Genomic DNA, 14,365 nt, shown 5'->3' on the forward strand with positions numbered 1-14,365 from the left:
AAAAAACCTGACCTTTCTTGGCCAGGTTTTTTCATCTATACCGAATCTCGTTATTATAGATCAAAATAACTAACTGCAATCGTTAAGACAAAGAATAGAATTGCTAAAACGATTGTTGCATTGTGAAGGATTAATTCTAAACCACGTGCTTTTTGTTTACCAAATAACTGCTCTGCACCACCAGAAATTGCTCCAGATAGTCCAGCACTCTTACCATTTTGAAGAAGTACTACTACGATTAATGCAATCGCAACGATAATCAATAAAGTAATCAAAACTGTGTGTATCATATCAAACACCTCCATTAAAACCAACCTACATTAGTTTAAATGTATCATATTTTATGTTTTGTCACAATAGTATGTCGCGTCTTTGTCATAATAATTAGTAGAATACATCATGGGACAGTGGCTAATGATTGAGAAGCCTCTTAAACAAGATATATGTTGTTCGTTATGTTTAAGAGTAGAGACAATGGCTTTCTGTTCCCTTCTTCAGCTTTTCTTCTTGTTTGCGGGAACAGAGAACGGCTCTCTGTTCCCTTCTTCAGCTTTTCTTCTTGTTTGTGGGCACAGACAATGGCTCTCTGTTCCCTTTTTCAGCTTTTCTTCTTGTTTGTGGGCACAGAGAACGGCTCTCTGTTCCCTTTTTCAGCTTTTCTTCTTGTTTGTGGGCACAGACAATGGCTCTCTGTTCCCTTCTTCAGCTTTTCTTCTTGTTTGCGGGCACAGAGAACGGCTCTCTGTTCTCTTCTTCAGCTTTTCTTCTTGTTTGTGGGCACAGAGAATGGCTCTCTGTTCCCTTCTTCAGCTTTTCTTCTTGTTTGCGGGCACAGAGAACGGCTCTCTGCTCCCTTCTTCAGCTTTTCTTCTTGTTTGCGGGCACAGACAATGGCTCTCTGTTCCCTTTTTCAGCTTTTCTTCTTGTTTGTGGGCACAGAGAATGGCTCTCTGTTCCCTTTTTCAGCTTTTCTTCTTGTTTGTGGGCACAGAGAATGGCTCTCTGTTCCCTTTTTCAGCTTTTCTTCTTGTTTGTGGGCACAGACAATGGCTTTCTGTTCCCTTTTTCAGCTTTTCTTCTTGTTTGCGGGCACAGAGAACGGCTCTCTGTTCCCTTCTTCAGCTTTTCTTCTTGTTTGTGGGCACAGACAATGGCTCTCTGTTCCCTTTTTCAGCTTTTCTTCTTGTTTGTGGGCACAGACAATGGCTCTCTGTTCCCTTTTTCAGGTATCCCAGCCAGCTTATGTCACTGATGGATCCTCCCTCTCTTCTAACAAAAAAACATTCTCTATATAACAAAAAACACCCTAGCATAAAGGGGTCTCCTAAAGCCAGGGTGTTTATCAAGTTAAGTCAAACTTAACTTCAATTATTTTTTAAGGTTGTAGAAAGATTTAAGACCATCGTATACTGCTAACTCGCCAAGCTCGTCTTCGATGCGAAGAAGTTGGTTGTATTTAGCGATACGGTCTGTACGAGATAATGAACCAGTTTTGATTTGACCAGCGTTAGTAGCAACAGCGATGTCAGCGATTGTAGCATCTTCTGTTTCACCAGAACGGTGAGAAACTACTGCTGTGTAACCAGCACGTTTAGCCATTTCGATAGCATCGAAAGTTTCAGTTAAAGTACCAATTTGGTTAACTTTGATAAGGATTGAGTTTGCAATTCCTTTTTCGATACCTTCAGCTAATTTTTTAGTGTTTGTAACGAATAAATCGTCACCTACTAATTGTACTTTAGAACCGATGCGGTCAGTTAATAATTTGTGACCTTCCCAGTCGTTTTCATCTAAACCATCTTCAATAGAGATGATTGGGAATTCGTTAACTAATTCTTCATAGAAGCTTACTAATTCTTCAGAAGTTAAACCAGTACGGCCTTCTCCTGCAAGATCGTATTTACCAGTTTCTTTGTTGTAGAATTCAGAAGAAGCAACGTCCATACCTAAGAATACATCTTTACCAGGCTCGTATCCAGCTTTTTTGATTGCTTCGATGATTACTTCTAATGCTTCACGGTTAGAACCAAGGTTTGGAGCGAATCCACCTTCGTCACCTACAGCAGTGTTTAAACCTTTTGCATGTAAAACTGCTTTTAATGCATGGAATACTTCAGCACCAGTACGTAGAGCTTCTTTGAAAGTTGGAGCTCCTACTGGTAAGATCATGAATTCTTGGAAATCAACATTGTTATCAGCATGAGAACCACCGTTGATGATGTTCATCATTGGAGTTGGTAATTGTTTCGCGTTGAATCCACCAAGGTAACGGTATAATGGAAGACCTACTACTTCAGCAGCAGCATGTGCAACAGCCATAGATACACCTAGGATTGCGTTAGCACCTAATTTACCTTTGTTTTCTGTACCATCAAGTTCGATCATTGTTCTGTCGATTCCAACTTGATCTGTAACGTCCATACCGATGATTGCTTCAGCAATTACTTCGTTTACGTTTTCTACTGCTTTAAGAACACCTTTACCAAGGTAACGAGATTTGTCACCATCACGCAATTCAACTGCTTCGTATTCACCAGTTGAAGCACCAGATGGAACTAGTGCACGACCAAAGAATCCTGATTCAGTTAATACTTCTACTTCTACTGTTGGGTTACCACGTGAATCTAATACTTCACGAGCATATACTTGTTGAATATAAGGCATAATATTCTCTCCTTTTAAAATAATCTTATTTTTTAATAATAGATGTCCCAGTCATTTCTGCTGGCTTTTCAACACCTAATAAATCTAACATTGTAGGAGCTAAATCTCCTAAAATACCATCTGTACGTAATTCAGCATTTTTATCTGTTACGATAACAGGTACTGGATTTGTTGTATGTGCTGTCATTGGTTTTCCTTCAAGTGTTACCACTTCATCAGAGTTACCATGGTCAGCAGTGATAATAGCTTTACCACCTTTTTGTTCAATTAAAGTGATAATTTTTCCTAAACATTCATCCACTGTTTCAATCGCTTTGATTGTTGGTTCAAGCATTCCGGAGTGCCCAACCATATCAGGGTTTGCGAAGTTTAGAATAATTGCATCAAAATTATCTGCCTCAATTTCCTTCAATAGCGCATCTGTTACTTCATATGCACTCATTTCAGGTTTTAAATCATAAGTTGCCACTTTTGGTGAATTGATCAAAATACGTTTTTCACCAGGGAACTCTGCTTCACGTCCACCGCTCATAAAGAATGTAACATGTGGATATTTTTCCGTTTCCGCAATACGAAGCTGAGTCAAGCCATTTTGTGCAAGAACTTCCCCTAAAGTGTTATCAAGGTTTGTTGGCTTGAATGCAACATACCCATTTACTGTTTCACTAAAATGAGTTAAACATACAAAGTAAAGATTTTTTGGATGTTTTTCTCCACGATCAAATGAACGGAAGTCCTCATTTGTGAATGTATTCGAAATTTGAATAGCACGGTCAGGACGGAAGTTATAAAAAATTACAGCATCTTCATCTTCAATCGTTGCAACTGGTTCGCCGTTCTCTTTTGTGATAACAGATGGAAGCACGAACTCATCAAAGATTCCGTTATTGTAGTTATCTTCCACTACTTGTAATGGATCAGAATATGCTGGTCCTTCTCCATATACCATTGCGCGGTATGATTTTTCTACTCGGTCCCAACGCTTATCTCTATCCATAGAATAGTAGCGTCCAGAAATAGTAGCAAATTCACCTACACCGTATTCAGCGATTTTTTCTTGTGTAGCTTTAATATATTTTTCAGCAGTCTTTTGACCGACGTCTCGGCCATCTAAGATACCGTGAATGTATACATTTTCTACTCCTTCTTCTTTAGCTAAACGAAGAAGTGCAAACATATGCTCAATGTGGCTATGAACTCCACCATCGGATAATAATCCGAATAAATGAAGATTTTTGCCTTTTTCTTTTACATGCTTAATTGCATTAACAAAAGTTTCGTTTTTATAAAATTCGCCTTCTCTTATAGACAGATTTACTCTTGTTAAACTTTGATATACGATCCGGCCGGCACCGATATTCAAATGTCCAACTTCAGAGTTACCCATTTGTCCTTCTGGAAGACCAACAGCTTCCCCGCTAGCTACTAAAGTAGCATGAGGATAAGAATTCCAATATTTATCGAAATTAGGCTTATTTGCTTGTGCTACCGCATTACCCATGCGTTCACTTCTTAAAGCAAAACCATCTAAAATGATTAAAGCTACTGGAGATTTACTCATTCTTACCTGCCTCCAATAAAGCTAAAAAGCTTTGAGCTTCTAGGCTAGCTCCGCCTACTAATGCTCCGTCAATATCTGGCTGTGCCATATATTCTTTAATGTTTTCAGGCTTAACGCTGCCACCGTATTGGATGCGGATTTCTTCTGCAACTTCTGGTGAAAATTGTTCACTTACTACTTTACGAATATGTGCACATACTTCGTTTGCATCTGCAGAAGTAGAAGATTTACCTGTTCCAATTGCCCAGATTGGCTCATATGCAACAACTGTTGCTTTTGCTTGTTCTGGAGTTAAACCATTAAGTGCTTTTGTTACTTGAGTTGCAACAAAGTCATTTGTTTCACCATTTTCTCTTTGCTCTAGTGTTTCACCACAGCAAACAATTGGAGTTAAACCATTTTCAAATGCAGCGATTGTCTTTTTGTTAACAGACTCATCTGTTTCATTAAAGAACTCACGACGCTCTGAATGTCCAAGTACTACATATTTTGCACCGATATTTTCTAATGCAACTGGGCTGATTTCGCCAGTGAATGCACCATTTTTTTCGAAATGCATATTTTGTGCACCGATTTTTACATCTGTGCCATCAGTTAATTCTACTAATTGCCCTAAAAATAACGCAGGAGCACAAACAACTGTATCCACTTTTTCACTTGATGGAACAGATGCTTTTACTTCTTGGATAAACTCAACAGCTTCAGGAAGTGTTTTGTTCATTTTCCAGTTACCTGCAATAATTGGTTTGCGCATGTTAAACATCCTTTCATGCATATCTATAAAGATATTATTTGTCGTTTAAAGCCACTACACCTGGAAGTTCTTTACCTTCCATAAACTCTAATGAAGCACCGCCGCCAGTAGAAATATGACTCATCTTATCTGCTAAATCAAATTTCTCAACTGCTGCTGCAGAATCTCCACCACCGATTACTGAATATGTATCTTGAGATTCAGCAAGTGCTTCAGCTACTGCTTTTGTACCATTTGCAAATGCATCTAATTCGAATACACCCATTGGTCCATTCCAAATTACTAATTTAGAATTTTTAATAACATCTGCATAGATTTCACGTGTTTTAGGTCCGATATCTAATGCTTCCCAATCAGCTGGGATTTCTTCGATAGAAACAGCTTTGATGTTTGCATCATTTGAGAAATCATCTGCAACGATCACATCAACTGGCATATAGAATTTAACACCTTTTTCTTTTGCTTTTTCCATATAAGATTTAGCAAGATCGATTTTATCTTCTTCTAATAAAGATTTACCAATTTCATGGCCAAGAGATTTAACAAAAGTATAAGCTAATCCTCCACCGATAATTAAGTTATCTACTTTATCAAGAAGATTTTCAATTACACCAATTTTATCCTTAACTTTCGCTCCACCAATGATAGCTGTGAACGGACGATCAGGATTAGATAAAGCTTTGCCAAGAACATCTAGTTCTTTTTGCATTAATAATCCAGATACTGCTGGAATATGATGAGCAATTCCTTCTGTTGAAGCATGAGCACGGTGTGCAGCACCAAATGCATCATTTACAAATACATCTGCAAGTTCTGCATATTGTTTTGCTAACTCTGCATCATTTTTTTCTTCACCAGCATTGAAACGTACGTTTTCAAGAAGGATAACATCTCCTTCTGCTAACTTGCTGATTTGTGCTTTAACAGCTTCGCCATATGACTCATCTGCTTTAGCAACTTCTTTCCCTAGTAATTCAGAAAGGCGTTTTGCAACAGGAGTTAAACGTAGCTCTTCTACAACTTCACCTTTTGGACGTCCTAAGTGACTTGCTAGAATAACAATTGCACCACTCTCAACTAATTCTTTAATTGTTGGAAGTGCAGCTTGAATTCTTGTTTCGTCCGTAATTTGTTGATCTTTCATCGGTACGTTGAAGTCAACACGAACAAATACTTTTTTCCCTTTTAAATCAATATCACGAATTGTTTTCTTGTTCATTATAGGTACCCTCCACTGCATATTTTTAAAATAGCGGAAACAAAGTTGTTTCCGCTGTTAGATTAAAGGGGGTGCTTATTAACTCGCACATAATTCCATTTATAAAGGGAAATTATTTTGTTGCAAGTTGCGCAAAGTGCTTAACAGTTCTTACTAATTGGTTAGTGTAAGACATTTCGTTGTCATACCAAGCAACTGTTTTAACAAGTTGTTGATCACCAACAGTGATAACTTTTGTTTGAGTTGCATCGAATAATGAACCATAGCTAATTCCGATAATATCAGAAGAAACAAGCTCTTCTTCAGTGTAACCGAAAGATTCGTTAGCAGCTTCTTTCATTGCAGCGTTGATTTCTTCAACTGTAACTTTTTTATCAAGAACAGTTACAAGCTCTGTTAATGAACCAGTTTTAACTGGAACACGTTGAGCAGCACCGTCTAATTTACCTTGTAATTCAGGTAATACTAAACCGATTGCTTTTGCAGCACCAGTTGAGTTAGGAATAATGTTTTCAGCAGCTGCACGAGCACGACGGAAGTCACCTTTTGGATGTGGAGCATCTAAAGTATTTTGGTCGCCTGTGTAAGCATGAATTGTAGTCATTAAACCAGATACGATACCATATTTGTTTTGAAGAACTTGTGCCATTGGAGCAAGACAGTTAGTAGTACAAGAAGCACCAGAAATAACTGTTTCAGTTCCATCAAGAACATCATGGTTAACATTGTAAACAACTGTTTTCATTTCGCCAGTTGCTGGAGCAGAGATAACTACATTTTTAGCACCTGCTTGAATATGAGCTTCTGCTTTTTCTTTTGTTGTGAAGAAACCAGTAGATTCGATAACTGTATCTACACCAAGTTCTCCCCATTTAAGATCAGCTGGGTTTCTTTCAGCAGTTGTAACAACTTTTTGACCATTTACTAAGAAATAACCTTCGTGTACTTCGATTTCACCTTGGAAAGTTCCTTGAGATGAATCATATTTTAAAAGATGTGCTAGCATTTTAGTATCAGTTAAATCATTAATTGCAACCACTTCTAATTCTGGGTTTTCCATGATTTTTCTGAATGCCAAACGTCCGATACGTCCAAAACCGTTAATACCTACTTTTACTGTCATTGTAAATTTCCTCCTCTAATTTTAAGAGTATTAAATATATAAAGGGATTTCCCATTATATCAACTTTTTTGCGGCTCCTTCATCTGTTATTAAAATAGTTGAAGTTGGTGCTTCCTTTAGATAAGCACGAATAGCCTTTGACTTCGATGCTCCACCTGCTACAGCGATGATATTAGGTACAGTAGATAAGTCTTCCAGTCTAAGGCCAATTGTTTGTACCTTGTGGACAACTTCTCCCTCTTCATTAAAATAGTACCCGAATGCTTCGCCAACAGCTTCTGCATTTTTAATCTTTTCTAGGTCACTTTTGCTGGTATTTCTGCGATTCGCCATTGTAAGCGCCTCGCCAATGCCGTGAACTAAAAGATTTGCGGAACGAATGAGTTTTAACACTTCGCTGATACGAGGGTCTGTGGAAATGCTTTTGTACATTTCTTCGCTGACCTCATCAGGAGCGTATAAAACCCGATGTTTTGATGCAGTATGATCTGCCATCATGGAACAAATTGTATTCGCCTGATTTTTGACATCTTCTCCTATTCCACCACGTGCCGGGACAAATAATAATTCCCCATCTGCAATATTAGGCGTCAGTGCCTCTGCAACAGAGGACATAGTAGTCCCACCAGTAACTGCGATGATATTATTTCCCTTTAGAAGAGATTTCATACAATTTGCTGTGGCAAGTCCTAATTCTTTTTTTACCCATGGAGAGTGATCACTGTCTCCAGCTACAATGATAACTCGGTTAATACCTAGTTTTCTTTGCAGTAGCTGCTCCATTTCGTTAATACCCGTTACTTCTCTCATTACACTAGAAAGACTTTCCAACACTTCTTCCCCTATCGAAGTGACTGTCATGCCGATGTTTGAAATATGTATAAGCTGCTGCTCCTTTAAAAACTCGACTTCACTTCTCAAGACTCTTTCGGTCAGTCCTAGGCTCACTGCCAGACTTCTTCTTCCGACAGGCTGCATATTCTTGATATATTGCAGAATATAGTACCTTTTTTGCATAACTGTAAGTAAATCAGGTAATAATCTTTTTTGAATCTCAATAAATGAAACCATGCTTTTGATGCGCTCCTTCACTTACAGTGGTCGTCAGAAGTCCCACATAGACATTTTCCGTCCCGGGTACTACAAAAAAATAATTCCTTGCTACAAGAACAATTCTAACACCAGTATAGTATGAATTCAACTGATATGTGTCTATTTTTTGTTAAATTTGGCGAAAAAGTGTCGTTCTATCTTTTCATATTATTTGGAAAAAACTAATTATTACTTATGTTATTGATTCGCTAAGAAAATACAGCTTTAAATATGCTTTTTTTATTATAAAAGCTTTCATTTACTATACTAATCATTTTATGAGAATAACTTTCATCATGATGCACAATCGGTTAAAATTTGGATATTTTAGCATTAAACGTCCATACTCTGGATTTTTCAGCCCTAATGATGCGGATATCAACCACACTTCCTTTTTTCCAGCCAATGTTTAATCGGTACTACTCACCTGATGTATGATGAAAAAAAGGAGAATACACCTTTGTTACCTCCCGTTATTTCAAGAAGAACTGACAAGATCATAATGAATGCTCTTCATTTTTAAATAACTTTATTATTCGTGAAAAACTGTTATTTCCGCTACAACAATATTTCAAAGTCAGGTCATTTTATCCCTATATACTAAGGAGGTTTCTTTATTGTGTAGTAAATCCCTTTTAATTCACAATAAATACCCCACTCCTAAGAGCAGGACTTATTTAAGTTTTTTCCCAGAATATTTAGGTGAATACGGAGTTATAATAACTAAAAAATTAACAGGAGATTATTATGACCAAAAAAAGTCAGATGTTACTAAACATTATTATGATTATTGTATCTTGGCTTTCCATTCCTTTACTAGGTAAGCAAACTATAAAGAGATTTTTCCCAGCCACTATTTTTAGTATTATTATGTGTAGCTTAGATCTTCAAATAGGTAAAAGGCTTAAGTGGTGGAGTTTTTATAATATTCCTCATTCCACTTTGCAAAATGAAATTCCTTTCCTTATAGGTCCAATGTTATTAATGGCTTTATGCACATTAAAATGGGCTTATGGAAGTTTTGTGAAGTTCCTGTTATTGAATGCGTTTGGTGGAGTAATATTCACCTTTCCTTTAACAATGTTATTCTCTAAATTAAAATTGTATAGATTAGTAAAAATAAATCACACACAATTTTTCCTATATTTCTTTTATAAAGCATTTTTTCTTTATGGATTTCAATATTTGTATGAGAAAAGCAAAATAACTAAGGCTTATTAATTTACACAAATATACTATGTATCGCTGTTTACAGATACTTTATAACCATTACTCTTATTTAAAATTATAATTAAATATGCCCCCACTCCAAATGAGTACATACCACTCCACATATGTTTAGCCATACACATGAAACTATTTTATGGGAATCTAATATTCCGATATAAATTATATGAGTGCTTGCCTCGGAGACACGGACAAATCTATTTTATTGAATAATGACAAAGTGAATAGTTTTATGAGAGATTGGTTAAAGCAAATAAAGTGAAATAAAATAAGGATTTTTTGAGGAGAGCCGGACAAAAAAACACTCCTCAAAAAAATCCTTATTTATCAACATTTTAGCGCCCTCGGAGGGAATCGAACCCCCATTTTAAGAACCGGAATCTTACGTGCTATCCGTTGCACCACGAGGGCATTATGTTAAAGTTACGCTTTCATATTATAAGCGAACATTCCGTATATTGCAATAGAAGATGTTTAAAAAAAGGTGCAGTGGGTATCATGGAGAAAGGATTGTAACCGGAATAAAGAGATGGTATTTGATAATAGCTTTCTATATCACCAATAATGAAAAAGATGTCGAATGATATTTTCAGGGAATCAAGCTTTAACGTTTGACCTTAATTGACCATCCGTGTATCATTAGGAATACATACAGTTTAGATGTTTTTCATCTGACTGAAGAAACAAATACTTATGCTTTTCGAACAGATATTAAAAAGGAGGATTTTAAATGAATTTAATCCCTACAGTTATTGAGCAAACAAATAGAGGAGAACGTGCTTACGATATCTACTCTCGTTTATTAAAAGACCGTATTATTATGCTGGGCAGTGCTATCGATGATAACGTTGCTAACTCTATCGTATCACAGCTTTTATTCTTAGAAACAGAAAATCCTGAAAAAGATGTATCTATTTATATCAACAGCCCTGGTGGAAGCATCACTGCTGGTATGGCAATTTATGATACAATGCAGTATATTAAGCCGGATGTGCAAACAATTTGTATCGGTATGGCTGCTTCTATGGGTGCATTCTTACTTGCTGCTGGTGCAAAAGGTAAACGTTATGCATTGCCTAATAGTGAAGTGATGATTCACCAACCACTTGGCGGAGCACAAGGTCAAGCAACTGAAATTGAAATTGCTGCTAAACGTATCTTATTCCTACGTGATAAATTAAACGGTATTTTATCTGAGCGTACTGGTCAACCAATGGAGGTAATCGCAAGAGATACAGAACGTGATAACTTTATGACTGCGGAAAGAGCAAAAGAATATGGTTTAGTTGACCATGTTATCAGTCGTAATTCACTTGAAGACAAGAAAAATTAATATAAAAACTCTTAATAATTAAAAAAGGCTATTCCAAATTAGATTTCTATAGATGGATATCATCTATAAAATTTTCCTATTTGGAACAGCCTTTTTCATTAGGAGAGTATTATTAAGCAGCTTTACTTTAATAAACCTGTTAAATTTTGAAGCGCTTCCACTTCATCACTGCCATCAACTATTAATTTTATTGTTGCCCCTGAATGAATAGCTAGACCCATTATTCCCATAATACTCTTTGCATTCACTCTTCTTCCATCCTTTTCAATAAATACTTCAGATAAATAATTACTTGCCTCTTGGACAAATAAAGCTGCGGGTCGTGCTTGAAGTCCAGATTTTAAGTCCACTGTAATCTCTTGCTCTACCATCGAACATCCTCCCCTTCACCAATGTAGTAATATATCTATTATACAAGGAAAAGGAAATTTTTGCTCGATTCACCATAAAGAATATTCAGTTTAGAACAATTTTTCTGATAATAATTTTAAAAAACAAAAATGGATAATATATACCTTTTCTTGATATATTATCCATTCTTATTAATTGACTTTTTCTCCACGACGAAGTGCATCGGCAATTTCATCTATTTTTCTTAAACGGTGATTGATGCCAGATTTACTGATGTTACCAGATGATACCATTTCTCCTAATTCTTTTAAAGTTACATCTTGATAGGCAACTCGAAGTTCGGCAATTTCTCTAAGTTTATCAGGTAAAATTTGTAAGCCGACTGTTTTATCAATATAACGAATATTCTCAACCTGTCTTAATGCAGCCCCAATTGTCTTATTTAAATTAGCTGTTTCGCAATTGACTAAACGGTTAACTGAATTTCTCATATCTCTCACAATTCGAATGTCTTCAAAACGAAGAAGCGCTCCATGGGCACCGATAATATTAAGAAATTCGGTTATTTTTTCTGCTTCCTTTAAATAAGCAATAAAACCTTTTTTTCTTTCTAATGTCTTACTTTTTAACCCAAATGTATTCATTAAATCACTAAGCGCAATAATATGTTCTTTATATAAAGAAGCGATTTCCAAATGGTAGGAAGAAGTTTCTGGGTTATTAACCGAACCTCCTGCTAGAAAGGCTCCGCGTAAATAAGATCGTTTACAGCATTTTTTCTTAATAAGATCTGGAGAAATTTCATGTGTAAACACAAAACCTTCTTTAAGAATGCTCAGTTCCTCAAGCACTTCTTTTCCTTGATTAGAAATTCGCACAATATAGACATTGTTCTTTTTTAAACGCATTTTTTTGCGGACTAATAGTTCAACCGGGATATCAAAATACCTTTTTATTAGCGTATAAATTCTTCTTGCGATAGCTGCATTCTCTGTCTGGATATTTACAACTAGCCTCTGGTTAGAAAAGGAAAGTGTCCCATTCATTTGAATTAATGCTGATAATTCTGCTTTTCCACAACAATTTTTGGCTTCAATTGTTGTTAATTCTTTTTTAGTTTCTGAAGCAAAAGACATGTCCTTCCCCCCTTATAGACTCGGAGTATATTGTTCCAATACCTTGTCTAAAAAGTTACTCTTCTTTCAATCGATAATTGAATAGAGAATTTTCGCCACTTCTAGAGTATTATGGCGAATAACACCTTGATCAAGCTTAATGATATCACCAGCTATTACATCTAAATCCATCCGTTCCAGCCGATTAATATCAAAAACCACAGGCTTTGCTTTTTCTTCATCATATCTTTGTTGTATACTTGCAGGAATATTCGTTTTGTTCACGATTATTGTATCAATAAATGGCTTTTCTACATGTTCATATAGTGCCTTCACATGATCACTTGCCGTATAATCGGACGTTTCTCCTGCTTGTGTCATTATATTGCACACATAGACTTTTTTCGCTTTCGCTTCTCGGACTGCCGCTTTGATTTCTGGAACGACTAAGTTTGGTAAGATACTAGTATATAAGCTTCCAGGCCCCATCACAATTAAATCGGCTTGCTCGATAGCATGTATCGTTTCAGGAAGCGGCTCAGAATCTTCGGGGGTTAGGAAAACTTTTTTTATCTTTTTCCCAGCCTCTGGAATATTAGACTCCCCTATTACAATCGATCCATCTTCCATTACCGCATTTAAGATAACACTATGACTAGTCGCAGGTAATACTTTACCACGGACATTAAGTACTTTGCTCATTTCTTGAATCGCATAGGTAAAGTTACCAGTAATGGAAGTCATGGCCGCTAAGATTAAGTTACCTAATGAATGTCCATCTAAATCTTTGCTATTCGTGAAGCGATGTTGAAACATTTCCTCCACTAAGGGCTCGACATCCGATAACGCGGCTAACACATTACGAACGTCTCCAGGAGCAGGGATATCGAGATCCTCTCTTAATCTTCCAGAGCTTCCTCCATCATCGGCTACTGTTACGATTGCCGTTATGTCTACTGGATACTTTTTCAATCCACGCAGAAGCACAGAAAGGCCAGTTCCTCCCCCGATGATTACAATTCTTGGCTGTTCCTTTTCACTCATGCCTGTTGGTCCTTTCTCCTCTCCATATCACGGTGAGCAATAGCAATATTATATTCTTTTTCAAAATGATGGCCGATATACTCAGCTAATGCAACAGATCGATGCTGTCCCCCAGTACAGCCAATCGCAATAACTAGCTGCGATTTTCCTTCTCTCTTATATTGAGGCAGCATAAATGTTAATAAATCAATGACTTTTTCTAAAAATTGGCCTGTTTCCGTCCATTTCAATACATAACTGGATACCTCTACGTCTAATCCAGTTTTCGGTCTCATATGCTCAACGTAATGAGGGTTTGGTAAAAAACGCACATCAAATACTAAATCCGCATCAATAGGAAGTCCATGTTTAAATCCAAAACTCATCACATTTACAGTAAAGATAGATTGTTTATTAACAGAGAATTCTTTTAGAATCTTTTCACGAAGTTCTCTCGGTGAGCTTTGTGATGTATTATAAATAATTTGCGCTCTTCCTTTGAGCTCTTCTAACAATTCTCGTTCCAATTTAATTCCTTCTAAAGGAAGCCCAGCCGGTGCAAGGGGATGAACTCTTCTAGTCTCCTTATATCTTCTAACAAGGGCACTGTCATCAGCGTCTAGAAAAAGGATCTTGGGAACAACCCAGGAAGTTGCCAAATCATCTAGTGCAGTGAACAAATCATCAAAAAATTCTCTCCCCCGCAAATCCATCCCAAGAGCAACCTTATTCATCTTATTCTCCGACTCTTTCATAAGTTCGAGAAACTTAGGTAAAAGTGTAGGCGGTAAGTTGTCCACACAAAAAAAGCCTAAGTCTTCAAAGCTTTGAATAACAACTGTTTTTCCTGCTCCTGACATACCTGTGATGATTACGACTTGTGGTTCCATTTTAATTCCCCCT

Annotated in this window: 13 protein-coding genes and 1 tRNA gene; 2 read left to right on the top strand and 12 right to left on the bottom strand. The window is 36.8% G+C overall.

All coding sequences use genetic code 11. The annotated features are described in order from the left end of the window. Nucleotides 1-53 precede the first annotated feature (53 nt). The 7 genes from secG to C2I06_RS13365 form a co-directional block, all read right to left on the bottom strand. Nucleotides 54-287: a preprotein translocase subunit SecG gene (gene secG, locus C2I06_RS13330; protein WP_031540682.1), complete on the bottom strand. Its 234-nt coding sequence runs from the start codon at nt 285-287 to the stop codon at nt 54-56. A 1,081-nt stretch (nt 288-1,368) separates the two neighbouring features. Further along, nucleotides 1,369-2,664, bottom strand: a complete 1,296-nt coding sequence (gene eno, locus C2I06_RS13340; RefSeq protein WP_095330376.1) for a phosphopyruvate hydratase — start codon at nt 2,662-2,664, stop codon at nt 1,369-1,371. A 25-nt stretch (nt 2,665-2,689) separates the two neighbouring features. Beyond that, a complete protein-coding gene (gene gpmI / locus C2I06_RS13345) occupies nt 2,690-4,225 on the bottom strand; it encodes a 2,3-bisphosphoglycerate-independent phosphoglycerate mutase (protein ID WP_047943787.1) in 1,536 nt (511 codons plus the stop codon). Next, nucleotides 4,218-4,979 carry a triose-phosphate isomerase gene (tpiA, locus tag C2I06_RS13350; RefSeq protein ID WP_047943786.1) on the bottom strand — a complete coding sequence of 254 codons (762 nt, stop codon included), beginning with the start codon at nt 4,977-4,979 and terminating at the stop codon, nt 4,218-4,220. Before tpiA ends, gpmI begins: the two co-directional genes overlap by 8 nt. Nucleotides 4,980-5,013: 34 nt before the next feature. Next, entirely contained in the window at nt 5,014-6,198 is a 1,185-nt protein-coding gene (locus tag C2I06_RS13355) for a phosphoglycerate kinase (protein WP_123258197.1), read from the bottom strand. 112 nt (nt 6,199-6,310) lie between these two features. Continuing rightward, on the bottom strand, nt 6,311-7,321 hold the full coding sequence (gene gap, locus C2I06_RS13360) for a type I glyceraldehyde-3-phosphate dehydrogenase (RefSeq protein ID WP_047943784.1): 1,011 nt from the start codon (nt 7,319-7,321) through the stop codon (nt 6,311-6,313). A gap of 54 nt (nt 7,322-7,375) precedes the next feature. Next, nucleotides 7,376-8,392, bottom strand: a complete 1,017-nt coding sequence (locus C2I06_RS13365) for a sugar-binding transcriptional regulator (protein WP_095330374.1) — start codon at nt 8,390-8,392, stop codon at nt 7,376-7,378. Nucleotides 8,393-9,160: 768 nt separating this feature from the next. On the opposite strand from C2I06_RS13365, the gene C2I06_RS13370 reads away from it, so the two are divergent. Beyond that, the gene (locus C2I06_RS13370; protein ID WP_123258198.1) at nt 9,161-9,634 is read left to right on the top strand and encodes a hypothetical protein; all 474 of its coding nucleotides are present in this window, start codon (nt 9,161-9,163) and stop codon (nt 9,632-9,634) included. A gap of 345 nt (nt 9,635-9,979) precedes the next feature. On the opposite strand, the gene C2I06_RS13375 is transcribed toward C2I06_RS13370, so the two are convergent. Further along, nucleotides 9,980-10,051: transfer RNA gene (locus tag C2I06_RS13375), tRNA-Arg, on the bottom strand. 319 nt (nt 10,052-10,370) lie between these two features. Here C2I06_RS13375 and clpP point away from each other — a divergent pair. Next, nucleotides 10,371-10,973 (top strand): ATP-dependent Clp endopeptidase proteolytic subunit ClpP, encoded by a 603-nt coding sequence (gene clpP, locus C2I06_RS13380; protein WP_047943782.1) that lies wholly within the window; start codon nt 10,371-10,373, stop codon nt 10,971-10,973. A 122-nt stretch (nt 10,974-11,095) separates the two neighbouring features. On the opposite strand, the gene C2I06_RS13385 is transcribed toward clpP, so the two are convergent. The 4 genes from C2I06_RS13385 to rapZ form a co-directional block, all read right to left on the bottom strand. Then, entirely contained in the window at nt 11,096-11,344 is a 249-nt protein-coding gene (locus tag C2I06_RS13385; RefSeq protein ID WP_095330373.1) for an HPr family phosphocarrier protein, read from the bottom strand. A gap of 171 nt (nt 11,345-11,515) precedes the next feature. Continuing rightward, nucleotides 11,516-12,460 (bottom strand): DNA-binding protein WhiA, encoded by a 945-nt coding sequence (whiA, locus tag C2I06_RS13390; RefSeq protein WP_047943780.1) that lies wholly within the window; start codon nt 12,458-12,460, stop codon nt 11,516-11,518. A gap of 66 nt (nt 12,461-12,526) precedes the next feature. Beyond that, on the bottom strand, nt 12,527-13,483 hold the full coding sequence (locus C2I06_RS13395; RefSeq protein WP_095330372.1) for a gluconeogenesis factor YvcK family protein: 957 nt from the start codon (nt 13,481-13,483) through the stop codon (nt 12,527-12,529). After that, entirely contained in the window at nt 13,480-14,352 is an 873-nt protein-coding gene (gene rapZ / locus C2I06_RS13400) for an RNase adapter RapZ (RefSeq protein ID WP_047943778.1), read from the bottom strand. The genes C2I06_RS13395 and rapZ overlap by 4 nt, the downstream gene beginning before the upstream one ends. Between the last annotated feature and the right edge of the window lie 13 nt (nt 14,353-14,365).

It is taken from the genome of Niallia circulans (assembly GCF_003726095.1).
Lineage (GTDB): Bacteria > Bacillota > Bacilli > Bacillales > Cytobacillaceae > Niallia > Niallia circulans_A.